Annotated in this window: 20 protein-coding genes; 4 read left to right on the top strand and 16 right to left on the bottom strand. The window is 48.5% G+C overall.

Annotation, left to right across the window (positions count from 1 at the left end):
* Positions 1-50 precede the first annotated feature (50 nt).
* Positions 51-2,027, top strand: coding sequence for an FAD-dependent oxidoreductase (locus JX360_RS00295; protein ID WP_244348360.1), 1,977 nt, complete (start codon positions 51-53; stop codon positions 2,025-2,027).
* A 25-nt stretch (positions 2,028-2,052) separates the two neighbouring features.
* On the opposite strand, the gene cbiB is transcribed toward JX360_RS00295, so the two are convergent.
* Positions 2,053-3,045, bottom strand: coding sequence for an adenosylcobinamide-phosphate synthase CbiB (gene cbiB, locus JX360_RS00290; RefSeq protein ID WP_244348359.1), 993 nt, complete (start codon positions 3,043-3,045; stop codon positions 2,053-2,055).
* The gene (locus JX360_RS00285) at positions 3,035-3,514 is read right to left on the bottom strand and encodes an Rrf2 family transcriptional regulator (RefSeq protein ID WP_244348580.1); all 480 of its coding nucleotides are present in this window, start codon (positions 3,512-3,514) and stop codon (positions 3,035-3,037) included. The genes cbiB and JX360_RS00285 overlap by 11 nt, the downstream gene beginning before the upstream one ends.
* Positions 3,515-3,798: 284 nt before the next feature.
* Here JX360_RS00285 and JX360_RS00280 point away from each other — a divergent pair, with 284 nt between their 5' ends.
* Positions 3,799-5,814, top strand: a complete 2,016-nt coding sequence (locus JX360_RS00280) for a diguanylate cyclase domain-containing protein (RefSeq protein ID WP_244348358.1) — start codon at positions 3,799-3,801, stop codon at positions 5,812-5,814.
* 93 nt (positions 5,815-5,907) lie between these two features.
* A complete protein-coding gene (locus JX360_RS00275; RefSeq protein WP_425244327.1) occupies positions 5,908-7,575 on the top strand; it encodes an ABC transporter ATP-binding protein in 1,668 nt (555 codons plus the stop codon).
* 64 nt (positions 7,576-7,639) lie between these two features.
* Here JX360_RS00275 and JX360_RS00270 read toward each other — a convergent pair whose 3' ends face one another.
* The 3 genes from JX360_RS00270 to JX360_RS00260 form a co-directional block, all read right to left on the bottom strand.
* Positions 7,640-8,518, bottom strand: coding sequence for a PfkB family carbohydrate kinase (locus JX360_RS00270; RefSeq protein WP_244348356.1), 879 nt, complete (start codon positions 8,516-8,518; stop codon positions 7,640-7,642).
* A gap of 74 nt (positions 8,519-8,592) precedes the next feature.
* Entirely contained in the window at positions 8,593-9,426 is an 834-nt protein-coding gene (locus JX360_RS00265; RefSeq protein WP_244348355.1) for a M48 family metallopeptidase, read from the bottom strand.
* 23 nt (positions 9,427-9,449) lie between these two features.
* Entirely contained in the window at positions 9,450-10,124 is a 675-nt protein-coding gene (locus JX360_RS00260; protein WP_244348354.1) for a hypothetical protein, read from the bottom strand.
* Between the two features lie 146 nt (positions 10,125-10,270).
* Here JX360_RS00260 and treY point away from each other — a divergent pair, with 146 nt between their 5' ends.
* Positions 10,271-13,072: a malto-oligosyltrehalose synthase gene (treY, locus tag JX360_RS00255; RefSeq protein WP_244348353.1), complete on the top strand. Its 2,802-nt coding sequence runs from the start codon at positions 10,271-10,273 to the stop codon at positions 13,070-13,072.
* Between the two features lie 89 nt (positions 13,073-13,161).
* Here the strand turns inward: treY and JX360_RS00250 are convergent, their stop codons facing one another.
* The 11 genes from JX360_RS00250 to JX360_RS00200 all read right to left on the bottom strand — a co-directional run bounded on the left by JX360_RS00250 (position 13,162) and on the right by JX360_RS00200 (position 26,252).
* A complete protein-coding gene (locus JX360_RS00250) occupies positions 13,162-14,055 on the bottom strand; it encodes an FkbM family methyltransferase (RefSeq protein WP_244348352.1) in 894 nt (297 codons plus the stop codon).
* A 99-nt stretch (positions 14,056-14,154) separates the two neighbouring features.
* Complete coding sequence (locus JX360_RS00245) at positions 14,155-15,441, bottom strand: glycosyltransferase family 2 protein (protein WP_244348351.1); 1,287 nt, start codon at positions 15,439-15,441, stop codon at positions 14,155-14,157.
* A 45-nt stretch (positions 15,442-15,486) separates the two neighbouring features.
* Entirely contained in the window at positions 15,487-16,458 is a 972-nt protein-coding gene (locus JX360_RS00240; RefSeq protein WP_244348350.1) for a glycosyltransferase family 2 protein, read from the bottom strand.
* Between the two features lie 31 nt (positions 16,459-16,489).
* Positions 16,490-17,713: a hypothetical protein gene (locus tag JX360_RS00235; RefSeq protein WP_244348349.1), complete on the bottom strand. Its 1,224-nt coding sequence runs from the start codon at positions 17,711-17,713 to the stop codon at positions 16,490-16,492.
* Between the two features lie 55 nt (positions 17,714-17,768).
* Complete coding sequence (locus tag JX360_RS00230; protein ID WP_279611143.1) at positions 17,769-19,070, bottom strand: MBOAT family O-acyltransferase; 1,302 nt, start codon at positions 19,068-19,070, stop codon at positions 17,769-17,771.
* A gap of 176 nt (positions 19,071-19,246) precedes the next feature.
* Positions 19,247-20,311: a glycosyltransferase family 4 protein gene (locus JX360_RS00225; RefSeq protein ID WP_244348347.1), complete on the bottom strand. Its 1,065-nt coding sequence runs from the start codon at positions 20,309-20,311 to the stop codon at positions 19,247-19,249.
* A gap of 51 nt (positions 20,312-20,362) precedes the next feature.
* Positions 20,363-21,292, bottom strand: a complete 930-nt coding sequence (locus tag JX360_RS00220) for a glycosyltransferase family 2 protein (RefSeq protein WP_244348346.1) — start codon at positions 21,290-21,292, stop codon at positions 20,363-20,365.
* Between the two features lie 43 nt (positions 21,293-21,335).
* The gene (locus JX360_RS00215) at positions 21,336-22,844 is read right to left on the bottom strand and encodes a lipopolysaccharide biosynthesis protein (protein WP_279611124.1); all 1,509 of its coding nucleotides are present in this window, start codon (positions 22,842-22,844) and stop codon (positions 21,336-21,338) included.
* Between the two features lie 50 nt (positions 22,845-22,894).
* Positions 22,895-23,845, bottom strand: coding sequence for a glycosyltransferase family 2 protein (locus tag JX360_RS00210; RefSeq protein ID WP_244348344.1), 951 nt, complete (start codon positions 23,843-23,845; stop codon positions 22,895-22,897).
* Positions 23,846-23,886: 41 nt separating this feature from the next.
* Positions 23,887-24,855 (bottom strand): glycosyl hydrolase, encoded by a 969-nt coding sequence (locus JX360_RS00205; protein ID WP_244348343.1) that lies wholly within the window; start codon positions 24,853-24,855, stop codon positions 23,887-23,889.
* Between the two features lie 44 nt (positions 24,856-24,899).
* Positions 24,900-26,252: an O-antigen ligase family protein gene (locus tag JX360_RS00200; RefSeq protein WP_244348342.1), complete on the bottom strand. Its 1,353-nt coding sequence runs from the start codon at positions 26,250-26,252 to the stop codon at positions 24,900-24,902.
* Positions 26,253-26,257 lie beyond the last annotated feature (5 nt).

Here is a 26,257-nt window from a genome sequence, read left to right as displayed (position 1 = left end):
AGACATCCGGTGGGGAAGGGCCTGGGGTGTGAGGCAAAACCGAGGTGAGCATGGCTGGCAAAGGAAGCGCTCCGCTGCGGTTGGGGCGTGGGCAAAAAAAGACTTCGTCCCGCTTACGCGAACGGGTGCCGCTGTGGTTGGGAATGCTGTCCTTGCTGGGCTTCTTGGGGGGAATGGGGGTAGCGGGTGTGTCCCGGCAGGAGGTGAGCTCCCTGTCCTCCGGATCCCTCCCCCCGTCTGAGGCTGCCACACCTGAGCCACCCCGCTTTACGGCCCAGGGCTGGCCACTGCTGGATCCGAAGCCTCAGCCCGATCAGATTTGGGAGTGTGAATTGGTGGTGGTCGGCGGATCCCTGGGGGGTGTGGCAGCAGCCAGTCACGCCATGCGAGCCGGGATCCCAACTTGTTTGATCGAGTTAACCCCTTGGCTCGGTGGGCAGATCACATCACAAGGAGTATCGGCCATTGATGAATCGCTACCGATGCGGCAACGGGGCAATTTTTCCAGCCATTGGATGCAGTTCAAAGCTCTACTGGAAGGTCAGCCAGTCGAGCTACCTGCCTGGACCGGGATCCCTGCCGGAACGCGCGTAGCGGATATCAACAGTTGCTGGGTGGGAGGGTTATGTTTTCCACCCCAGGCTGGGGTCAAAGCAGTAGAGACCTGGCTGGAACAAGCGGCCCAAAATGCTCCCAACAGTCGCTGGGCTACCCAGACCGCCTTTAAGGGGGCCACCTTTAGCACCGATGGATCCCGGATCGAGAGCATTTATGCTGTGCAACGACAACCCCGGGATCCTAATTTTGTGCCGCCAGGGCGCTTGTGGCGCGAGCTGAACAGTTGGTATGGCTGGGGGGAAACAGAGGTTTTTACCAAACGGTCAGTACGCCTACAGGCGCCGCCGGGCCGACAATTGTGGGTTATTGATGCCACCGATACGGGAGAACTGGTGGGCTGGGCAGGGATCCCCTATCGCGTCGGTTCCGAAAGCCGTGAACTGCTGGGGGAACCCAACGGGGCGCCGGCGACGAATCCGGAATGTACCCAAGCTTTTACCTTTCCGTTTGTGATGGCCATTCACGACGATGGCGGTCGCTCCAAAGCCGAACTGGCCCAGCTGCAACCAGGCTATTCCCGCGCCGAGCACCGCCGCGAGTTTGATATGGAAGGGTTTCCCACCTTTAGTGGCCAGAGCTTTTTTAACTACCGCCGCATTGTCAGCAAAGGGCGCACGGATCCCTTTTACGGCACCCCTGTTCCCGGAGATATGACGATGGTGAACTGGAATCGCGGCAACGATTGGGGAATCATGAACCCGCCTCTGATCCTGACAGAAGAACGCCTGCTGCAGTCGGGGCAACGCCACAACTGGTTGGGGGGGCTGGATGTCTCAGCGATCAAAGATGGCGAGAACCACGCTCTCTTGTTTGCCGAATGGTTGATGGAAACCCAAAGCCGGCCAGGCTATCCCCTGTCGCTGCTGTTTGGGGAAGAGTCGTTGATGGGCACCCGTTCCGGCCTCAGCCTTTACCCCTACATCCGCGAAGGGCGGCGCATTCTTGGACGGGCTGCCTACGGCCAGTCGGAATTCATGATGCGAGAGCAGGATATTCGCATTGGCACCAGAGGTGGACGCGATTTCAGGCCGACGGTGGTGGGGGTGACTCACTATGCCATTGACATCCACGGCTGTCGGTATCGCAACTGGGAACCCTCTTTTTCCGCCAGTTCGGCTCCGATTAACGAGTTTTCCGTCCATCCGATTTACATTCCCTTAGAAGCCTTAATTCCTCAGAGGATCGATAACCTCTTGATTGGAGGAAAAGGCATCGCCGTTAGCCATATTGTCAATGCGGCAACCCGGGTTCATTACGGCGAATGGACGATTGGTTCGGCGGCAGGGTTAACGGTGGCTTGGTTGCACAGCCAGGATCCCAGCTTGACGCCCGCCGAGATTGTGCCGCAAGGGAAAATGGCAGAGTTGCAAAATTACTTGCTCTCGCGCGGGCAACGGTTGCAGTGGTAATCCGTGGGAATCAGCCCCACAGTCTTCAGCCCAAAACCAGAGGGAGCAAGTGCGGCATCAACAAGATCCCTGTCATTCCTCCTCCCCAGATCAGCAAAATCTGTCGCAGGATCCCCAAGCTTTCCAGCACCACTTGCGGGGATAAAGCTCGAGCTGGGATCCCTAATTTGGGTTTCTCTTTTGGGATCCCTTGGTAAACATTGGTTCCCCCCAATTGGATCCCCAGCCTCCAGGCAAAGGCCGCCTCACTCCATCCCGAATTGGGACTGGGATCCGCCCGCGCATCTTGACGACAGCGGGCCCAGAAGGAGCAGGGATCCCGACTGAGCAGCGCTAACGTCAGCACCGTTAAGCGACAGGGCAACCAGGTCAACCCATCTTCACATCGGGCCGAGACCAGGCCCAGGTGAGTAAAGGGAGCCCGACGATAACCCACCATTGAGTCCAGGGTGCTGACGGCTTTGTAGGCCAGTGCCAAGGGGGCCCCGCCCAAGAAAGCGTAGAACAAAGGTGCGGTTGCCCCATCCGGGGTATTTTCCGCTACCGTTTCGAGGACTGCCCGTAAAATCTCTGCTGCCGATAAATTTTCGGTATCCCGCCCCACATAGCGGCTAAGCCGTTGCCGAGCCCCCGGCAGATCCCCTTTCTCCAAGGGATCCAACACCTCCAAAGCCGCCAACCGCAGGCTGCGCCCCCCCAAACAACTGGCCAGGAGAATGATCTGAACCAGGATCCCGACCCAAGGATGAATCCAATCGCCCACAGCCATGAGTCCCCAACCCACCCCGTAGGATCCCATGACCAAAACCAAGGCCAGTCCAGCCCCCCCCCACCGCTGGGCTTGAGCCGTGCGACAGTATTTGAGGATCCACCGCTGCCCGACCGTGATCGCCGCCCCCATCACTCGCACTGGGTGTGGCCAACCCCAGGGATCCGCCAGCAGATAGTCCAGCCCCAGCGATGCAGCCAGTACAACCCAGGCCGTCCGTTGAGCCGGGAAAAACCATTCAGACCACAAACCCACTCTCCTGATCTTGGGCTGCCTGCCAACTGCGGGCATCAAAGTAGAGATCTTCCAAGGTCGTCTCGTCTAAAACCTGTTGAACCCGCCGTGCAATCCGCTCCCACAAGGCTTCTGTAACCCAGTCCAGCCGTTCCAAAGCCTGATCTCCGCCTTGACCAGAGGACTTTCCTTCGACATCAGAACCTTCTTTGGCCACGGGATCCAGAGATTCTCCCACCGCCGTCAAAATGGCACTCAATGGGATCCGGCGTGGCGCCCGCGCCAACTGATACCCCCCTTGCGCCCCCCGCTGCGAACGCACCAAACCCGCCTGACGCAGCTCAATCAGCAGCTTTTCCAGATAGGGAGCCGGGATGTGTTGTCGCTCGGCGATGGCCCGTACCGAAGCCGTTTGCCCCGATCCGAGCATGGCCAAATCCAGCAGTGCCCTGATGCTATAGGTAGCCCGTGTGGTCAAGCGCACCGGGATCCCTCTCCACAAACGATAGCGACCCCACAATCCTGCCACAGGGATCCCCCCACTCAAGAGGGGAAAGGAACGGGGTTGCGAGCCTTGTGGATTCAAGGAAATATCTGGCAAACCCTGATTAGGGCTGAAGGGAATCTGTAGGTTTTTGTGTCAACTAATACACAGCCCCACAGGATAATCTTGGAAAATAAAGCTGTATCGTAGTCTGCGCTACGCCATGCTGCTGCGGTTCCTTCTCCCTCAGCATTGATGAGGCAGACAGCAGGTGCTTCTGGCCTATGGGTGAGACTTCGAATACCTGGCCCGGTGAGGATCCCAGCGTCTATGACACGTTGGCACCCAGCGAGCTGTGGAACCCACAGGTGCTGTATCGGGGTCGTCCGATGCAGGAGCGGGGCCGAGCCATGCTACGCACCCTGTTTGAAAGTGTGAGCGATGGACTGTTTATTCTGGAGCATCTCCCAGAAGGAGAAAGTCAGGGCACCTCCCAGCCGCGCTACCGATTTCTTGTCTGTAACCCTGCCTTTCGCAGGATGTTCTTTCTCCTCTCCGGGCCGGTTGAAGGGGAGGACTTACTGTCTTGTCTAACCGCTTCCACAGCAGCCCAGATACAATTGCACACCCAACACTGTATCAAACACCGCAGGCGGGTCAGCTTCGAACTGAGCTTAGTGGATCCCGCCAGTACCCCAGACCAAGAGCAAACCCATATCTTGATTGTGACCCTCTCACCCGTCCTGGAAGGGGAAAAGCCGATTCGCCAAATTGTCGGCTCCTGCCAGGACATCACCGAGCGTAAACAGGTGGAATGGGCCTTGCAACGCAGCCAAGAGCGGTTATTGGAGCAAAATCGCGCTCTGATGGCCCTCACCCGTCACAAGGCCCTCAACCAAGGGGATCTACAGGCGGCTTTGCGGGAGATTTGTACCACGGCTGCCCATACGTTGCGAGTAGAACGGGTGGGGGTTTGGCTTTACACACCGGAACGCTCGAGCATTCGCTGCGTCAATCAATTTGAGATCAACCAGAACAACCCCGAGGGATCCCACACCCAGGGAGCGGAGATCTGGGCCAAAGACTATCCCCGCTATTTTCATGCCTTGGAGCAAGAACGCACCATCGCTGCCGACCAAGTGGCTGAGGATCCCCGCACGGTTGAGTTTCGCAATTCCTACCTGACTGGGATCGGGGTCGTCTCGATGTTGGATGCCCCGATTCGACTCGAAGGGCAGATGGTGGGCATTCTCTGTCACGGTCACGTCGGGTTTCCCCGCCACTGGACGTTAGAGGAACAGAACTTTGCCGGATCCCTGGCGGATTTGGTATCCCTGGCCTTGGAAATCTCAGAACGTCGGCAGATGGAAGAAGCTCTTCGCCAAGCAGAAGAACGTTATCGCAACTTTTTCGAAAATGCTGTCGAGGGAATCTTCTTCACCGATGCCGCAGGCCGCTACCTTTCTGCCAACCCGGCGCTGGCTCAAATCTGTGGCTACGACTCCCCGGAAGCATTGATGCAGGAAGTCAAGAATGTCGGCACTCAGCTTTATGTGGATCCCAGTCAGCGAGAAGAATTTGTACGTCTGTTGCATGAGCAGGGATCCGTGCGCGGCTTCGAGTATCAGATTCGACGGCGGGATGGCTCGATCATTTGGGTACGAGAAAATGCCCGCTTGGTGAAAGATGGCGAAGGGAACATTCTCGGTTACGAAGGCATCTCGGAAGACATTACTGCCCAAAAGCAAAACCTGGCCCACATCGAGTTTCGGGCTCATCATGATGCTCTAACCGGATTGGTTAACCGCGAACGGTTCAGCGATCAATTGCAGCAAGTCCTCAAGCAATACCGCCATGAAATGCTGGCGCTCCTTTTTGTGGATTTGGATCGCTTCAAAGACATCAACGATACCTTTGGCCATAGTGTGGGAGATGATCTGTTGCGGGGGGTTGCCCAGCGCCTGACGGAGTGTGTTCGCTCGGGAGATACGGTAGCCCGCTGGGGAGGAGATGAGTTTACCCTGTTGCTGCCCCAAATTGGTAACCCTATAGTAGCCATGCGTCTGGCCCAACGGATTCTCGATACTTTTCAGAAGCCCATCTGTTGCCAAGGTCATGCCATTGCTGTCACCTGCAGTATTGGCATTGCCCTCTACCCCCAGGATGGGGTGGAGGCGTGTACTCTGCTACACCATGCCGATTTGGCCCTTTACCGGGTGAAGGAAAACAGTCGCAATGGCTTCCAACTCTACAGCCCGATCAACGAGATCCCGACAACAGTTCGCAGCACTATCCTGTAAGCTGGTTGGGTCAGAGGCCCTTTTGGTTCGTCATTTGTGCATCCGGGTCGTAGCTATCGTCGCCTAATTCCCTTTATCCAGCCCCATTTGTGGATGCTGCTGTTGGGGCTAATGTGTACCCTCGGCTTTGTGCTGACCATGCCTGCGCTTGCCTATCTGATCGAGTGGGTGGCGCGGTCGATTGGGGCAGGAGATTTGGGTCAACTGCGCCTGCTAGCCCTAATTGGGGTGGTGTTTTTTCTGGTGCGTGGCGCTTTTCAGTATGGCCAGGACGCCCTGATGGCGCGAGCTTCACTGCAAATGGTGCTGGAGTTGCGGCAGCGGCTGTATGCCCACTTACAGGCCTTGGATCTGGACTATTTTTCCGGCAGCCGCACTGGGGACTTGGTCTATCGTCTCACGGGGGATCTGGATCGGGTCGGGGAAGTGGTGCAGCGGTTTTTCCATCGCTTCATTCCGAGTGTGCTCACCATTGTGGCGGTGGTGGGCTACCTGTTTTACCTCAACGGGATCCTAACCCTGACCACCTTGGTGATCGCCCCCCTCATGGGAGCCTTGATCAGCTGGTTTGGGGATCGGCTTTTGTTTCGCTCCCGCCTCAACCAGGAGAGCATGTCGGATCTGGCCGCCCTTTTGACAGAAGTTTTTGCCGGGATTGGCCTGATTCGCGCCTTTGCTGCAGAGGAATATGAAATCCGCCGCTTTAGTACCATTGCCGAAAGCAACCGTCTGGCCCGGTTTCAAACGGAGCAGGTGAAGGCGATTCAAGACCCAGTAGTGGGATTCCTCTACGCCATGAGCGTTTTGGGGGTGTTTTGGGTTGGCGGGTGGCAGATTAGCCAGGGCAACCTAACCGGCAGCCAGTTTTTGGGTTTTATTGCCGGGATCGCGATGCTGATCGACCCGATTGTGCATATCACCAACAACTACAGCGAGTTGAAACAGGGAGAGGCTTCGGTAGAGCGGATTTTCGAGCTCTTGGATATTCGCTCCCAAGTGTGCGATCTACCGGGAGCCAAACCTTTACCCCCGATTCAGGGGTGGGTGGAGTTTGATCAGGTGTCTTTTCGCTACAAACCCGATCAGCCGGTGCTCAAACAGCTCAGCTTTAAGGTCTCTCCCGGCGAGATTGTCGCTCTAGTGGGATCCTCTGGTGCCGGAAAATCCACTTTGGTGAGCTTGATCCCTCGCTTCTATGATCCGCAACAGGGGTGTATCCGCATCGACGGCATTGATATTCGCACGGTTACCCTCCAGAGTTTGCGCCGTCAGATCGGCATTGTTCCCCAGGAGATCACCCTGTTCTCTGGAACCATCGCCAGCAACATCGCCTATGGCCAGGAGCACTTTGACCTAGAAGCCGTACGTCAGGCGGCCCAAGTGGCCAATATCCACACCTTCATCGAAAGTCTGCCGGATGGTTATGCCACCTTGGTGGGGGAACGGGGGGTAACCCTCTCGGGAGGACAGCGGCAACGGCTGGCGATTGCGCGGGCGGTCTTGCTTAACCCGAAGATTCTGATTTTGGATGAGGCCACTTCTGCTCTAGACAACGAGTCAGAAGCTCTGGTGCAGGAAGCTTTGCAACGGCTGATGCACCGCTGCACCGTGTTTGTGATTGCCCATCGGCTCTCAACGGTGCGCACAGCCCATCGTATTTTTGTCCTGGAACAGGGGCAGCTTTTGGAGCAGGGCAACCATGGGGAGTTATTGGGTAAAGGAGGCCGTTATGCTCAGTTCCATTTGCGCCAGTTTCAATAGCAAAACAGCAAAAGTTGGGTGCCGCTTTTGGGAGGCACTCCAAAAGCTCTCAATTGGCAGAACCTTACTCTGCAGGTGCCCCCACTCCCAATCCCCACTCCCGCCGAAACGGCAGATAAAACTCGGGATCCTGAGGTGTCCCCCCCCGGATCCCACACACCGCAGCGGCAAACATCACCGCCCGCTCCAACAGAGCCACCTCAGACCATCCCTGCAGTAACCCCAGAATCACCACGGCACTAAAGGCATCCCCAGCCCCAACCGTATCCACCATTTGAGGGACGGGTACCGGATCTACCCGATGGATATGCGTGGAGGTGATCAGCCTCGCACCGGCTGCTCCAAGGGTGAGGAAAATCTTGTTCAGGTTCAGGTTCTCCCGTAAGGTCTGAGCCTGGTCAAGCGGATTTTCAGCAGGGATCCCTTCCAAATTGGCCACTTGCACCAATTCCTCTTGGTTGAGTTTCAGCCAATCACAGCTGCGGATCATTTCCCGGATCCGCCCTGGGTTCCACCAGGGATCCCGCAAGTTCAGATCCAGAAAGACAGGGCAATTCAGCGCTTGGATCAGGATCTGAATCCGTCGATGGGCGGCTTCTGTGCGAGCAGCCAAGCTGCCTCGATACAGTAAGCTGGGCCTTAAGGTTCGCAGCTGTTCCGCATCCAGCTCAATGTAATCGTAGGCTTGGTTGGCCAGGATCCGATAAGAAGGGATCCCTTGCCCATCCAGCTCCACCTGAACTGCGCCGGTGGGATGGGTGGGATCCCGTTGTAGGGCGATGCTACTCAATCCCTGCCGGTGCATGGCTGCCCACACCTGCTCTCCGGCAGCGTCTTGACCGATACGACTGAGGAAAATTGGCTCGGCTCCCAAGCCTTTCAGATTCCAGGCCACATTAAAGGGCGCGCCCCCCAACACCGCCCGGTTGGGAAACTGATCCAAGAGGACTTCCCCCAAAATCAAGGGTGGGCCGGCGAGAGGTTTAACGGGATCCATCATGAAGATGGGGGATTAACTTAGCCATGCAACTCCAAAATTTGTTGATAGGTATTGCTGCGAAACCAACGATCGATCTCTCGTGCCCGTAGCACCGGCAGGGGATGGGTGCGCCCGACATTTTGCATTTGCTTCAGTTCCACCTGCCAGAGATCGTCATCCAGCTCGTCATAGGTGCGGGCTTGTTCCAGAAACGCATCTACATTCAGCTTTGCTGCCAATTGCGGGGATCCCCCACACAGTTTCATCAACACCGAAATCACTGTCTTGGCTTCCTGTGTCACCAGCAAAGCGGCCCGGTCACAGGTAAATTCCGCACAACGAACCCAGTGCATCAGTTGGTCTTGCAAGGCCTGGTAAAACAACCCGCCAAAGGGAATCAAACTGGTGGAAAGCATCAAGATGTTAGCCATCGTCAGGTAGACACCGTGATTACATTTCAGGTGACCTAGCTCATGGGCTAGAACAGCCTGGATCTCAGGTGGCTCCAGCAAATCCAGAAGCGAACTGTGTAAAACGATGAAAGGCTTCTTCCCCTGCATGGCAAAGGTATAGGCATTAGGAACAGGGTTTTGCCGCACATATAGTTGGGGAACTTCCAAATCCAAAATACGGCAAGCTTGCACCAAAAGCTGGTGGATTTCTGGTAACTGATGCTCGTTAATTTGAATACTGGAGGCAATGTTATCCAGATAAAATACCTGTTCCGCAGTCGAACCTAAGAGATTTTGAATCAGCAAGCCCAGTCCTGGCAGCTGTTGTAGGGAGCGGGTCGCTTGCAAATCGACAGGATGACGAAACTGATCTGCCCGTAGGCCCAACAGGATATGAGGTTCTCGTTGCATTGGCCGCATAGTAAGGAGGGGAGAAAAAATGCTTAGGACGATAACTCGTAGGGCACAAACTGGCGATAGCGATTCAACAAAAACAACCGCTCTGGAGGGGGATCCGGCAGAAGCGGCTTGTAGGTAAAACCAAAGGGATCCTCTCCAGCCGGGATCTCCCAGTAGACAATGTGATCCTGAATGCGGCTGCCATCGGTAACAAATCGACCCAAATCAACAGCAGCTTGGTCAGCGCGATTGTAGAATCGGCCTCTCCAGCTAAGTTGTTGAGGTAGGCCCAAGGCAAAGAAGAGTTGCCGTTGGTTTTGGTTTAACACGGTTTGTAGACGATCCCCCCAAACCCGCGCCAAATCAACAGGTTGAGGAGTGGAGTTGGCCTCTGCATCAGCAGGAGTAACTTCCAGCAGCAGCAGCCCATTCAACAAGATGTGAGTCGGTTGGGATTGTGGATCTGCAGAGGGAGTTGCTGGAGGATCTGGGCTGGGGGTTTCTAGGCTGACCTGCAACTGAGGACTGGTGGCTTGGGAAAGGATCTCTTGAAATCGTTGCTCCAGCAAGCGTAACCGGGAGGGGGCATCAGGGGTACGCAGCGTCAGAACGGGTTCATTCGCCACCCGAAACTCGCTTTGACTCCAGACAACAGCCCCAAGGCCGCTCCATATTGACCCACTTAGGATGAGGATCCCGGCCCAATTCCTCGCAGTCATAGTCTTGAAGTTCTCCGGCCCCTACAACCTGTCATTGACGAACTCAGACCCCTACCGGTCATGTGCCTCTCCATCTTAGCCGCTACCCTGGTAACATCTCTTCCCTTGTGGCGTTCACAGGGCTTGTTGTCTTTTCTGAGGTCATTATGCGGATCCCTACTTCCACCTATCGCATCCAGTTCCATGCTGGGTTTGACTTCGAGGCAGCACGGCAGATTGTTCCCTATCTGAAAGCCTTGGGCATTTCTGATCTCTATGCCTCCCCCATTTTTCAAGCCCGCAAGGGCAGTACCCATGGTTACGACGTGGTGGATCCCGGCCAAATCAATCCAGAGTTGGGAGGTGGCGAGAAGTTTGAGGAACTCTGGGAGGCTCTGAACCAACAGCAAATGGGTTGGGTGCAGGATATTGTGCCTAACCATATGGCTTATGATGGCCAAAATCACATGTTGATGGATGTTTTAGAGAGTGGCCCAAACTCAGATTTTATTGATTATTTCGATGTGAATTGGAACCATTCCTACTTAGGGATCCAAGGTAGAATACTGGCACCTTTTCTGGGGGACTTTTATGATAAATGTCTAGAATCCGGTCAAATTCAACTGCGCTATGACGCCGATGGCTTAAGTATCAACTACTATACCCTAAGATTTCCTCTTAACATCGATACCTATGCAGATGTCTTTACCTACAATCTGGGCAAACTACGTCGAAAGCTAGGTCGTAGCCATCCAGATTATATCAAACTACTTGGGATTTTGTTTAGCCTACGGTTTATTCCCAGCAAAGAAGATCTCCTGGAGCGCACAGATCAAATAAACTTTGCTAAACATTCTCTCTGGGAACTCTACACATCTAGTCAACCGGTTCAAAATTTCTTTGATGAGAATATTGCCACCTTTAACGGTAAGCCAGGAGATCCCTCAAGCTTTGATCTGTTGGATAGCCTCTTGGCTCGACAAAACTTCCGCATCTCGTTCTGGAAGGTGGGAGCCGAGGAAATTAACTACCGCCGATTTTTTACCATCAATGAACTGATCTCACTACGGATAGAAGATCGAGAGGTATTTCGTAAAACCCATCAGCTCATCCTAAAACTAGTAGAGCAAGGTCGATTCACAGGTCTACGTATTGACCACATTGATGGCTTGTTTGACCCAGAGGAATATCTGCATCGACTGCGGGAACGCTGCTCAGAAACTTACATTGTAGTAGAAAAAATTCTCGAGTCTGAGGAGAAGCTGCCTCAACAGTGGCCCGTTCAGGGTACGACAGGCTATGATTTTCTGAATAAAATGAACGGTCTCTTTTGTCAGGAGCAAAATGTAGATGCTTTTGACAGCCTTTACCATAACTTTACGAGGTTACAACAGTTGCCAGAGCAGGTCATTGAAGAGAAAAAACGTCTCATTATTGAGCGTAACCTATCCGGTGACATGGATAATTTAGCTTTCCTGCTCAAGCAGATCACTAGCCATCACCGCTACGCCAATGACTTTACTCTCTACAGTTTGCGTCGGGCTTTGGTGGAGGTGTTGGTGTGTTTTCCGGTTTATCGAGTTTATATCCGTGAAGGCATCCTTGATGCTACAGGCCAAGAGATCATTCGCCAAGCGGTAGAACAGGCCAAGGAAAATTTACCTATCTTGGTAAACGAACTGAACTTTATTCAGCGCTTTCTCTGTCTCGAGTTTCTGGATAATTTATCAGAGCAAGAAAAAAATGAACAAATATATTTTGCCATGCGCCTGCAACAGTTGGCTGGTCCTCTCATGGCTAAAGGGGTAGAAGATACTGCCTTTTATGTATACAATCGCTTGCTATCTCTTAATGAAGTGGGCGGGGATCCCTGTCGATTTGGTGTTTCGGTGCAGGAGTTCCATCGTTTTAACCAAGAACGTGCAGCTCACTGGCCTCTGGCCATGAACGCTTCCGCTACTCACGATACTAAGCGTGGCGAAGATACACGGGCTCGTCTAAATGTCCTTTCAGAAATCCCAGCTGAGTGGGAGAGAAACATTAAACTCTGGCATGAACTCAATATCAACTACAAAGTTCGTAGCAAAAATTTTAAGCGCTCAGAATTACCGGATCGTAACGATGAATATTTTCTCTATCAAACTCTACTGGGATCCTATCCCTTTCAACAGGAAGAGGTACCACAGTTTGTGCAACGGGTGAAGGACTATTTGATCAAAGCAGTGCGAGAAGCCAAGGTTCATACCGCCTGGTTAAGACCAGATACAGACTATGAAGAGGCGACAACCTCTTTTATTGAGCAAATCCTGCAGGCTCCAAACCCCTTTCTAGAGTCTTTTCTACCCTTTCAGCGCAAAATCGCCCATTTCGGTATCTTTAATTCTCTCTCCCAAACCCTTGTTAAACTTACCAGCCCTGGAATCCCAGATATTTATCAAGGTACAGAACTGTGGGATTTAAGCATGGTGGATCCGGATAACCGCCGACCTGTCGATTTTTCTCGCCGCATGGCTTATCTTGAGGAGATTCAGCGACGTGCCAAGCAAGAACCTAGAGGACTGATAGAAGATTTATTGCTGCATCGAAGCGATGGACGTATTAAATTATTTTTGTTGCATCAAGTTCTAAAAATACGTCAGAAACAGCCACAACTCTTTCATGAAGGTGGGTACACACCCATACAGGTAAGTGGATCCCATCAGGAGCATGTAGTAGCGTTTGCCCGTCATCACGGTAAGCAAGTGTTAATCACAGTCGTACCGCGTTTGTTAACGCAATTAATTGATGAAACCCAGGATCCATGTGGAGAAGCGATTTGGAAAGATACCCACATCCATTTGCCTCGATGGAAACGAGTGGAGTGGGTAAATGGACTCAGTGAAGAAGAAATCTCTGCAGGGGAGGACATACCTATTGGGGCGATCTTAAAGACTTTCCCAGTAGCTCTACTGTGCGGTCAGTCCCGTTAGGTGTCCAAGATCTAAGCAATTAACAGGCCAAAATTTTTTCGTGTATTCTACATAGAGTCTCTACGTCTTAATTACTTCTTACAAGAGGACTACCTGCGGATCCTATCAGTTGCAGGTAAGGCAAGTGCTGCGTGTGTATCATACCATCCTGGAACGGGTGCCTTGGTTAAAAATTGAATAGCCCTTCGAGTCACCCCTCTAAATAAAAAAGAACCGGGAAATTTCCAGGAATTTAATAGACCAAAGTCTCCTAGAAGCTTATATCCAAGCGATACAACTCTATATTGCGAGAGAATTTCGTCCTTGGTTTTCCAGCAATTTGGAAGATCAGCCCCAAAAAGTCCTGACGAGCCTTCTTCAAAGGTATGCTCCATGTATTCACCTATCCATTTTTGAGTATGGGGTATAGAGGATTGTTCTACTGCTTGAAAAGAAAGATAGCCTAATTCTGACAGCATTTCGACCTCTTCTTTAATCTGTGAAAAGGAGGTTTTAGAGGACTCAAGGGAAATATAGTCAGGAACCACTTGGAACTGCTTAAGTGCTTCAATACAAATAATATCGCAACCCTCAATATCAATTTTCATGTAGTGAGGCATTCCATATTTTTGAATAATACTCGTAAAGTTTATAACGGGAACTTCTACAACTGTACTCGTTGTCCCTCGATGAATATTTCTTTCCGCCCAGTCTGTACAAACAGTACCCCAAACTGAAAGAGAATTATTCTTATAAAATTTAACAGTTTCTTGTCCTGGAATAAGATCCTTTGACCCTATTATTGCGCCACCAACTATGATTAATTTTCCATTCGCTAGAAAATGATCGAAACGCCGCTCGCAAAAAGCAATCATATCGGGATTAGCCTCGAAGGCAATGACTCGGAATCCTCTTTTTAAGTAAAAGTCAGTATCTTCTCCTTTATGCATGCCGATATCGAAAATTAGATCATTAACCTTTGAGACTTCTAATCGATCTTGCATTTCAGCTTCCTTGTTGATGCCACAAAACAAGACTATTCCAGTTTTTTACTTGTTTAAGTTAAATACAGTCTGTAATAACCAAGAGAGAAATTTATAGTCTCACCTTTCCTGAAAAAGAATATTAAGAGACTGCCAAAGCCCTAACCATACTCCTAAGAACTCAATAAAGATAAACAGCCTGGGAAAATCTTCATTTCGAACAAAAGCTCTCAAGAGTCGGCGCAAATGCCAACTCCATATTAAATAAAACCATTTCCTCAAGATTGCCCATCGCTCTTCAGGATAGGTCTTAGCACAATAAATACAATAAAAAGATGAACCAATTCCATAGCTAAGCATTTGCTTTTTTAGTTGATCAGTTCGTCTTCGGTGACGATGCCAAACTAGGGCTCTTGGTTCATAAACCAAAGCATATCTACATTTAAGCACCCTAAAGAACATCTCAAGATCCTCCCCTCCTTGTCCGGGAGACCCGGCACCCAATGAAAGTGTAAATCCCCCTTCTTGAATAAAAAAATGACGACGAAATGCCATATTTGCACCAGCCCCCCATTTTGCAGTTAAAAACCATGTGTCTGCTATTGATTTTCCAGGAGGAGTGTTTACTTGAACCCATGTTCGCTGAAATCCTCTCCCAAAACCATTTCGCCTTTCGAATAGAATTTGTGCTTCCGTCTCCAGTTCATAGGGAGCAATTAATCCTGTAACTGCCATCACTTCTGGGTACAACTGGAACACCTGAGACAATTCGCGCACCCAGTTCTTATCGACTATAACATCATCATCTGTAAAGGCAAGAATTTCAGTAGTGGTCTCACGAATGGCACAATTTCGAGCGGATGAAAGGCCAGGCTGAGGTTCTTGAATGTAACGAACTTGTGGGTAATGACATCGTATTAACTCTTGCGTTTCACTACTACTTGGAGCGTTATCGACAACTAAAATCTCTAGAGAAGGATAATCTAGTTTCAACAAAGACTCTAAACATTGTTTTAGTTCTTCTGGGCGATCTCGGGTGCAAATTGCTACAGTTACGCTTGACCAAGGATCCCGTACCTGGAGGCCGTCGGTATTGAATCTATAGTTATGAATGATGTCGTCTTTTTGCAGTAAAATTGACTCACTAGCCTTCCTGTAAGAGATCGGATTCAGCAACAACTGCTCTATCTCATCCGAATTTAAGTCAGGGTGTTGAAGTAACGCATTCCTTATTTCAGCTGGTGAACAGTTTCCTCTATTGACGGGAATTTTCAGGTAGGTAAGAGGGATCCCCTGAAAACGCACTAATGCCTGTATTGAGCCATACTTCTCTAAGCCCAGTAGCTCTGGAAGGTGTTGAGTAAGTTCTAATTCGACTACTTTTATAGGTTGAAGCATGAGATACATTTCCTCCTTTAGACACGCAAGTAGATTTACCAACAAAAATCAAAACTAAAATGGCATGTGTGAGGGAATAAATTGTGTGATAACTGTTTCAGCATGCTTGGGAGGAAGTGAAAGAAAGGCAATACTGCGAAGAGTCATCTTCAAAAGTGGTTTCCACTCTTTCAACAGCGCCGGCTGATAATAACAACAAGTTAGCAAAAATCTTAGAGCGGACAAAGCCCTTTTTCTGTCGAGAGAAGGAGGAACATCTTGGAGTGCCTTATAAGCTAGGTACTTGTAAAGGTTAGCCAAACTCTTTGCCTTTAAAGGCTGTAATTGTTTTGGGGCTTTAGTATACGCTTTGTCAATGACACGTCTTGCATTCTGCTCCATTCTTAAAACCTTAGATGATTTAGAAGTCACACTACGTCGATAAAGCACTTGAGGTTCAGCTACAAGTACAAATTCGTAGTGCTGTGCCAACCGCAGCCACATATCCCAGTCATCAGCATTGAGCAATGATTCATCAAAGCCCCCCACAGCTTCCAAAGCATGACGTCTGATTAGAGGATTTGACCCATTTTGCAGTAAATTCACCTGTAGCAATTCAGGTAATATGTAACCCGTAGCCTGAGTTCGAATCCCTTCCTGAATTAAATTGCCCTTGTCATCAATATTATCAGTCCAACTGTAGGCTACAGAAGCCTGAGGGTGAACCTGTAGCGCCTGATATTGTGCTGACAATTTATTCGGAGTCCAAAGATCATCTGCATCTAAAAAGGAAATATATTGGCCCTGAGAGTGATGGATCCCTCGATTGCGACTGGCTGAAACACCACCGTTTGGGTAATTGAATACATGTATACGATTGTCTTCTCTCGCTAACTGATTGGCAATAGCAACAGTTTCATCCTCGGAGCCATCGTCAATAATTAGAATTTCTAAATCCACAAAACTCTGATTCATGGCAGAGCGCAAAGTTGCTTCTAAAGTTGGAGCTGCATTGTACGCAGGAATGATGACGGAAATTAAAGACATTACTGTTCTCCTAAAAACCCTATGCAAATAGCTAAGGATGTAGCAAAGGTTCTTCTGATACAATTTGAGCTTGCATGATAGTGGCTAGATTTAGAGGATACACTTCTTCAGCGTATCGAGTTTCTTCATAACGTTTAATATCAGCAACTACACGAGCTAGATCCGGCTGTTTTTCATGCCATATTAAACGTTCATTAGCTATAGCTTCTTGATGGAAAGTTAACATCTCTGGAATCAAATATCGCCCAAAGTCGTAAGGAACCGATTCAAGTTGATGATTAAAAATCCTATTTAATACTAGCTGTCCTGCTGATGGTGTGTAGTGAGAGCTATCGGTATAGTAAATCATGCCAGGGCTAATGACTTCACTGGTAACGCTGTTATAGCCTGAGAAATCCCATACTGGATGCAACCCAACGATATCTCTCTTCCATTGCTCGAATAGCGGCCACAGGCCTAAATTGTAAATGGATTCCCATTCCGTAGCGTGTGCAGGTGAAATAAACAAAAATAACTGAATTCCTCGATCGGCACAAGTTTCTACAATTGCTTCCAGATGGGTCAATGAGTTCTCATAACTGCTAAATCCTTTGTAAACTCCATCCTGATACTGACGTTGAGCCCTTGCAATAGTCTCAAAGAAAACTCTTAAATCAACCTCTCCTGGTTTTCGAACCATCATTCCATTTACTCGTACTGATCTTGGTAGGTTAGGGTTTCGATTCCTTAGCAAAGTTTCCCAGCTGGCGCTCAAAGCATCTAATGAGAGAGTTACATCTAATAAGTCCGACCCGATTATTCCAACATGGCCTAGCCGCTGATCTCTAAAATCTGGTTGAGGAGTCCGCAAATCATTAAACATTTGAAAGTCAAGTCCAATCACCACCTGCTCCAATTCAGGCTGAATCGTCAAAGCATGCTCAAAATAGCGCCGCAACTCGTAAATATTAGGCGCTGTTAGTCCCAAATTGTATGCTGGCTGGATCAACGCCGGATGGGAAGGATCAAGGCCAATGTCGGTACGAGAGGAACCCAACAAGATGCTTTTCGGTCGAATCCTAGCCATATCGACAGCCTTAAATAATCTACTGTTATTGAGTGTTTTCGGTTTGATAGCATTTACGCCTGCTATGGATGGTGAACCAATCACACCCAAAGGGTCAATAGTTAAGTTAAATAAGCTTATCGTACACACTGCTAAAAATGACATTGTCATGAAAGTATTATTAAATTTGCGAAAGCTGTGTTTAGCCATAACCACCCCTCCTATCCATGACTCTATTTAGCATCTACAGTCGAACACGATCCACTCAAAACTGAAAGTAAAGAAATTCAGTAACTCGACTCATTGACAGTAGTGTTAGCATAGCTAGGAAACCGAGAAGTAAACTCCACCACCACCGTGGTTTAAACTTTTGAATCAACTCCTGTGTATTAGGCAGAAATACAACCCACAAGGTTACAATAAACAAAATAACAATGCTCTCCAAACCACCTGGAAAGTAATCCAGGCTAGGAAAGTTATTGAATCGGATCCCAAACATTTCTAGATTGCTTACTAATCCGCGATATTTTCCAGGCAGCAATATCCCCTCAATACCTGTCATTGCCCATAGGATATGACCCGCATCTCCGAGAGATTGGGCCCTAAAAATAACCCAACCAATTATTACAGCCAAGAAAGTGACCAACCATGAAATTTGCTTTGGTAAATAAAAACCTACTTTTTTCCATATGTGGTTGATACTAAGGCATACTCCGTGAAACCCACCCCAGGCTATGTATGTCCACCCAGCTCCATGCCACAAACCTCCCAGTAACATTGTAATCATGAGATTGATGACTCTGCGAGATTCTCCAAGACGGTTACCTCCCAATGGAATATAGAGATAATCTCTCAAGAAATTTGACAACGTAATGTGCCATCGACGCCAAAACTCAACAATTGAAGTAGATTTATAAGGTGAGTTAAAGTTGATTGGCAACTTTACATTTAACATTAGCCCAAGGCCAAGAGCCATGTCACAGTAACCAGAAAAATCGAAGTAGAGTTGATAGGTGTAACTTAACGCTGCCGTCCATGCCTCTATAAAACTCAACTCAGCAGCATGATTAAAGGGTAAGGTCACCCAACCTGCTAAGCTATCAGCAATAAGAACTTTTTTTGACAAGCCAATAACAAACACTATACAGCCAATGGCAAAGTTTTTCTGGCAGAACAACAGGTTCCGCAATCTATTAAATTGAGGTATGACTTCATAGTGATGGACGATAGGCCCAGCAATCAATTGTGGAAAAAAAAGCACAAACAAACTATAGTCAAGAAGAGAGTAATTCGGTATGACTCCTCGATATGCATCTACCAAATAGGATATTTGCTGGAATGTGTAGAAAGAAATTGCCAGGGGAAGAATAATGTTGTCTGGGTGTAACAGTTGTGTTATCCACACGGATAACTTTGAGGGGGGCAACCAAGACATGAGGAAGACTGTATATTTATAATATGCGATGAGACCGATATTGAACAGGAGACCAAAATACAGAAATATTCTCGAAAGCCTTTGATTACACCTCACCTCATGAAGTCTATTTCCCAGAAGATAATTTACCATTATCGAAATAGATATTAAAGGCAAAAATACAACATTCCAATAACCATAAAATATCAGGGAAGACAATAACAGCCACCCTTTTGAGAGAGTTAATGAACCTAAACGTCCTATCCAAAAGTAACCTCCTAAAGAAAGAGGCAAGAATAAAAAAATAAAAGGAAATGAATTAAATAGCATTAGTGTAATACCTCACACATTAATTCTTTCCATGATTGCAAATAGTTATGATGTCCTCCCCTTGTGGAAAGCTTTCCTGTTTCTCCCCACTTTCTAAGCTGCCAAGGAGAAGCTAAAGTCATGATTCGGATCCCTTTGGCCAGTTCAGTTGGATTATTGGGGGTGACCAATAATCCACATTCTCCTTCAGGGTTCTGTACCTGTTCCACCAAGCCATCAACCTGACTGGCGATGATAGGCTTACCTGCAGCTCTTGCCTCTAGACAAACATTTCCCCAAGGTTCCCAGAGGGAGGGAATGACCACTGCATCGCAACGTTCTAGAAAGCCTGGTACATCTTCCACTTGCCCCAAAAAAGTTACCGATGACAGGTGTCTGGCCATTTGATGTAAAGATCTCTCTAGCTCTCCAGATCCCCCTAGTAATAGCCTGATGGGTAGGTCTGGAACCTGCTCCATAGCTTGAATAAGCACTTTGAATCCTTTCTGGGTGCAAAAGCGACCATAGGCACCTAAGATTAAATCTCCTTTTCTAGATTTGGGAGACAACTTAGTAAAGCGATCAAGGGGAGGACATTGATGAATGAGCCTCAATTGATGCGGTAAAACCAAGTGGTTCTTCAACATCCAATCTGCTTGAGACTGCGAGATGGCTACCACCTGGTTCGCCAAACGATAAAAGACTCGTAATATGTTGCGAAACCTCCACACCTGAGGAACGTTGTGTTTTTCATACTCTTGCGAATAGGCATGCTCGTGAATGATTAACTTTGCTTTTGGGAAGCGAGTTTTAAGCCGCAGTAAGTCCGGCAATCCCTTTAGACGACAGGTAGGGTGATAAACAATCAAATCTGGCTCTGTCAAGCCCTGAAATGAATGCAGGCGAAGCTTCTCCACATCAAAAATTACGATTTCAAAATCAAAGTAATACGATAAATCAGAGTTGATAAATCCTTGCAGATTCGATTTTACTCCTCCCATTTTATCATCTTTGACAACATGAAGGACACGATATTTCTTTTCGGTGAGCCTGATGGGTTTAGAGTGTAAAGGAGTCATGTGCATGGAATAAACCTTAGGAGCCTTGATATTGCGATTGCCATTTAGGGAACTTGCCTATAATGAATCCAGTAATTTTGCCCAACCCTCTCGAATTCCTAGATAGCGAGTCCAAGGAACACAAACATCTAGCCAAGCTTCCAGAAAACTATCTCTAAATGCCACAGTAATAGGCTTATACTTGATCAACTCAAAAACACGACTGAAACAACGTGGTAAAAAAGCTAGCAAAGATAAAATTGACCTTGATAACTCCTTTCTTCCAGTTGGAACTTTAAGATTCCATCGGTGATGTAATTCGACCAATGTACGGGCTTTGTATTTTTGTGATCGGCAAAGTGATCTTATATCTTCACGGTAGCGATGATAGACAATCCCACCCTGTTGCAAGAAATTAATTCGATAAGGCGTTTGACTTTGCATCCTCCAATTTAGATCCACCTCCTCTCCGCCAGATTGATTCAGTAACAAACCAACTTGCTGAAAGACTTCGGCCCTATACATGACGTTCGCCGTACAGGCTGTAGGCAGAAACAGATGATGTTCTGGACAGTGACTGGGACTACGTAGGGTCAAAGCTTCATATCGAATGACTGGATGGTCTATTCTATAAGGCTTTATTGTGCCAGCAACAGCACCTATTTGCTGATTTGTAAAACCTTCCAGTAAATCTTGAATCCACCGTGGATCTAACACACAATCTACATCCGTACAAGCAATGTATTCTCCTCGTGCTTCTTGAATGCCTCGATTGCGAGCAGTACCACACCCTGGTACAGCCTCAAATAAAATCCGATGGCCACTTTCTTGGAGCAATTTTGCTGTTCCATCTTTCGAATTGTTGTCGATCAAAAGAATCTCAAGCCTGTCGCTTGGGTACTCTAATGTTTTAAGAGAGTCTAGCAGACTTGGTAACATCTTCTCTCCATTAAAAACGGGAATGACCACTGATACTAAGGGCCAAGGTATTCTTTTCTGCACTTGCATCTAGAGTCTCCTCTTAAGAAAAAGGGGGGTGATTAGAGAATGATTAAGGAACCTGTGAATTAGAACGAGTGCTAAAACGCAAAAACTTATTCGCCCAGTGGTTGGGCAAAATGCCAATCCCTTGCTGAATTACGTCTGGAGCCATCAGCTGCAACAATCTCAAGTAAAGAATTCCTCCCAGCAAAATAGCTGTCATCAGTAGATTGACCGCAGAATCTAGCCAAATCAGCTTCATTGTAAAGACACCAACCGTCATTCCAGCTGTAGCAAACAGGATTCCACTTAAGTTGCCGAAGTAGGCAACGAAGCTAGAATTGACGCACTTTAGAGTCAGATACAAGCCGATCATCGATATGAGAGAAGTGAAGCTGGTGAAACTCAAAGCCACACCCCGAATACCAAATGGGATCCCAATCAAGAAGGATAAAACAGCTACTCCTACCGACAGAGCAATCATGTTGAGTCGCAAGCGAGTTTGACCAATCGCCATTAAAACCGTTCCATCAAGGGCCTTCAAGCTGACTACCAAAGCTCGTACTGCTAAGATCTGCAAAATAGGTACTGCCGGCAGCCATTTTTCGCCATAGAATACCTGTACCAATTCAGGTGCCAAAAGGATGAGTCCGACAACAAGGGGGATAACCACTGCTACAACCAACTGGCTGGCTCTAAACCAACTCTGCTTGACTTTACTCAGATTCTCCTGTTGTCGAGATAGAGCCGGGAACAGGACTCCTGCTAACACCTGAGCAATCCGATCCAACGGAGCTGTCATCAAATTGTAAGCCATACTATAGAAGCCTAGCTCAATAGCACCCAGGAATCTTCCAATCAAGAGGTTGTCGGCATTCCGCCCCACATATCCCAATAGGTTTCCTCCTAAGACATCGTTGCTAAAGCCACTCATCTCCCGTACATCTACCCAACGAAATTTCCAAGTGGGTCGCCAACTTGAGATATACCAAAGCAACGCTGTTCCTAACAAACTGGTTATGACAATACGGCCCACCAAGCTCCAGACTCCCCAACCTAAATATGCCATTATTAAGCCCGTAATTATACCCACAAGATGGCTTAACATCCGACGAAATTCTAGTGCTCGAAAGTGCATTTTTCTGGTGAGCAGAGCTTCCTGAGTACTACCCAATGCAGCAATTGAGAAGCAACAAGCTAGGGCTGCAATAACCCATTGCACTGCTGGAGTTTTGTAGAAGATAGCAATTGGCCAGGAGAGGGCAATCCCCATGAGAGAAAGGCAAAGCCCTACACTTACATTCATCCAAAAAATACTAGAAACATGCTGTGGCTCTATGTTTTTACGTTGAACTAGTGCTGCTCCCAGTCCTAGATCTAATACTACATAAACAATCCCTGTGAATACACTTGCCATGGACAGCAAACCGAAATCCTCAGGTGAAAGCAAACGGGCCATCACCACTGCGCTACCCAAATTTAATAACTGCTGCATTACTTGGGATCCCACCTTCCAACGTAGTCCACTGAAAAGGCGAGAACGCAAGTTGTCTGGAGGTGATGCTTCAAGGGTCGTCATAGAGGCTTTTTTTTTTAGATAATGACTATTTTCAGGCAAAGCTGGAAAACTTAGGAAGAACGAGGATCCAAAGAAAACTGAATCAAGGGGCGTGAAACAGACTGCAAACGAACAGCAATTAACGTTAGCAATGAGCGGGGATCCCGCCAGAAAATGGATCTGTCACTAGCAATAGCCTTAGCAATATACTCTTTGGCTAACCCAGGTTCTTGAGCTGTCAAAGCCAAGCGAGCTAGGAGACGATAGAAAAAAGCGTAAGCTGTAGGCATCATTGGCTCCACCTTCTCTTTAGAACGGTTAAAAGCAGCTTGTAAGACTTGTTCACCACATTCCTGCATTTTTTTGACATTGAATGATAATCCACTGGGTCGAACTCGGTATTCACATAAAGCTTGTGGATGTCTGTAAAAACGATGGGATCCCTGTTCTGCTACTTTAATCCAAAAGTCAAGATCTTCACAGCTTCGTAAGCTTTCATCAAACCCTCCAATTTGATCAAACAGTTCTCTTCGAAATATTGCATTTGAGCCGTGACCGATAAAATTCTTACAAAGCATGGCCAGTAGAGGATCTGAATGTACTGGGCGACCACTTAGAGTTAGCCAAGTTGGACGCCCATCGTCCCGAATCACCTTCGAGGCGCTGTAAACAACACCAACATCTAAATGTCGTTGCAATATCTCAACATGGCTAGCTATCTTTTGGGGAAGATAGCGATCATCAGCATCCAGTAGAGCAATTAACTCACCATGAGCGTGACGAATTCCCCAATTGCGAGCAGAAGCTAGTCCCCCATTTGGTTTTGATAGAAGATGGAAGCGGGGATCCCTTTGACACCAAGTTTCTACAACCTCTGCAGTGCTATCTGTGGAACCGTCATTAACAATCAACACTTCAAAGTCCTGCCAGGTCTGACAAATAAGAGACTGAAGAGCCTCAGTGATATACTGCTGCACATTGTAGGCAGGAACAATGACACTTACTGTTGGAGTGGGATTCATAAGGTTGAGGGGAGAAAGCAAAGGTTGAACAAGTCAAGCAGCTAAACTGATCGAGTCCAAGAACGATACATTTCATAGAAGGGATTAACTGGACGATTTTCGTAATCGATCAAACCAGGCCAGCCACCCTCACTACGCAACTGATGTAGACGGAAATAGCAAACGGTCAAGACCTGCCCCTTTACGTAAGGCAGCACCTCGTCTAGCATCTGCCGCCACTTCTGATAATCCCTACGGTGATCAGCTCGAGCCTGTGGCAAAAAGTTCCATTCAGTGATGATGATTGGCTTGGATCCGTATAATTGCTTCACTTCATTTAAGTGCCGCTTCATCTGCTCAACTGTAAAGGTATAAGGATGACTGCCAGCATAGTCTACGTAGTTCAGATACCCTGCTGCTAAGTACTCTTGTGTAACACTGGTATTCCAACCTGTTTCCTGCCAAGCGGAGAAAGATCCTCCAAGAACCTTCTCCCTATGAGCATGTAATGATTCCCAGGCTGGCTTGAGCACCAACTGCACATACTGACTACCCGTTCCTAACCAATACTTGCTACCCTCCAACTCATTGAGAATCTCCCAGATATCGATAGACTCTCTAATGCCTGGCAGAGTTTGTACCCAATCAAAATAAGATTTGACCGCAGTTGTAGAGGAAGGAACTTCACGGTTTTGGAATAGAACAATGACCCTGAATCCAGCTTGCTTTAACTGTCGGGCTCGATCAAAAACACCACTAGTAGGTTCACGGCGCTCATTCCAATTTACATTAGCCCAGAGACGAACTGTACTGATCTTCAAATCCTGTAAGACAGAAATAATTCTAGACACGTTGGCATCATTTCCCACTTCTACTCCATAAAATGGATCAACTCTTACAAACAACTTGCTTGATATTCCTGTAATTGAACCAGAGCAAGCAAAAACAATGGACGCAGTCATCAGGGCAACTGCAATGCTCATCCCTTTAATACTCAGGAAACTAGATTTACGAAGAAAACGGTTCAGCATGACAGCACCCGTTGAGTTTTAGATTAAGCCCAAAAGAGTATCTTTTAAACGCGCTGTTGCCATGGGAAAGGAGGTTCTTGCCACCATGGCGGTAACCACTGACGACGAATAGCCTGCTCCCCCCAATTCCAGGCACAACCCAACCAAGCCGATAGAGTAAAAGCAGTAACACTTGCAGCGTGATACTCCTCGGTGAGCATGACAAACGTAAGCCCAACCCAAGCTCCCAAACAGGGTGATAAATGAGGATGTTTTAATACCCAATTCACCAACGCTACAGCTATAGCCAGCCAAGCCAAAATAAGCAAAGTGGAGCCAATCGCCCCAGTTTGATAAAGAGAAGAAAGAACCTGGGAGTGGGATCCCAGCGGGTGGTGGGTAATCCTGGAATGCCCTTGAGCCCCATAGCCAAAAAAAGGAGAATCCAGAAAGGCTTCAAAAGCCTCCCGATACATCTCCTGACGTAGCGTGAAGGAGTCCCGTCGATAATTGAAGAGATACCAGGTAAAGCCGCCAATTAAAAATGGAGAAGTTGCTGCCAGGGGAATCGCCAACCAGTTCATGATTCGACGTCCCCAGCGACTGCCAAACCAGAGACTGATCAGAGTTGCTGCCCCAAAAGCCAGTTGAGCCATACGAGCTGCTGAGAACCGAAGCGTTAGCACTGCACCGATGAGTCCAACCCACCGCCAAAATCGACTCTCCTCCGTTAATGCAATCTGACTGAGAATCAAACTCATCGTCCCAGCTAGGGGAGACCAATAGTAAAATGACTTCAGACGTGGCACCAAAACGGGATCCACCTCCCAGGCGATTCGATCCAGGCCATAAAGCTGTGCCTCAAAGAAAACCCGAGCCGGTATCGAAGGCCACACTATAGTCACAAGGCTGCGGGTTTCCAAAAGGGATCCCGTCAGGCGTAAGTACCCTTCCCCGATCACAACCGCGATCAGCTGGCATAGACCGACAATGCAGGCCGCTCTGACCACCACTTGAAAACGAACCCGCAACCGACGCACAGCGTACCAAACCGCCACCGTCAGCACCCAAACGCCCAAGATCGCTCCCAAAGCCGTGAGGCTACGACCTACCTCTGCTACCCCTAAAGCCAAATTAATCAGCAGCGAAACCAGCCAGGCGACGATGTAACCACACCAGAGGTGCCATCCCACCAACAATGGAACTGGCTGTGGGCGATACCAACTGCGCAACAGCAAATATCCCCCCACCAGTGGGTAAACCATAATTTGAATGCCCAGAATCCACCAAAGCGGCACCAAAGCAATCGTCCAAAAGATCACGCTTTCGGCGTGTTGATCAGGCATTCCCTGGCTGAACAACTCAGGAAGCCACTCGGCCTCAGCCTTCAAAGACTGGGGAAGGGGAGCCTTTAACATGGCTA

The organism is Thermostichus vulcanus str. 'Rupite' (assembly GCF_022848905.1).
In the GTDB taxonomy this organism is placed as follows: domain Bacteria; phylum Cyanobacteriota; class Cyanobacteriia; order Thermostichales; family Thermostichaceae; genus Thermostichus; species Thermostichus vulcanus_A.
Note: the sequence above shows the minus strand (reverse complement) of the source record. Positions and strands in the feature narration are given on the sequence as shown.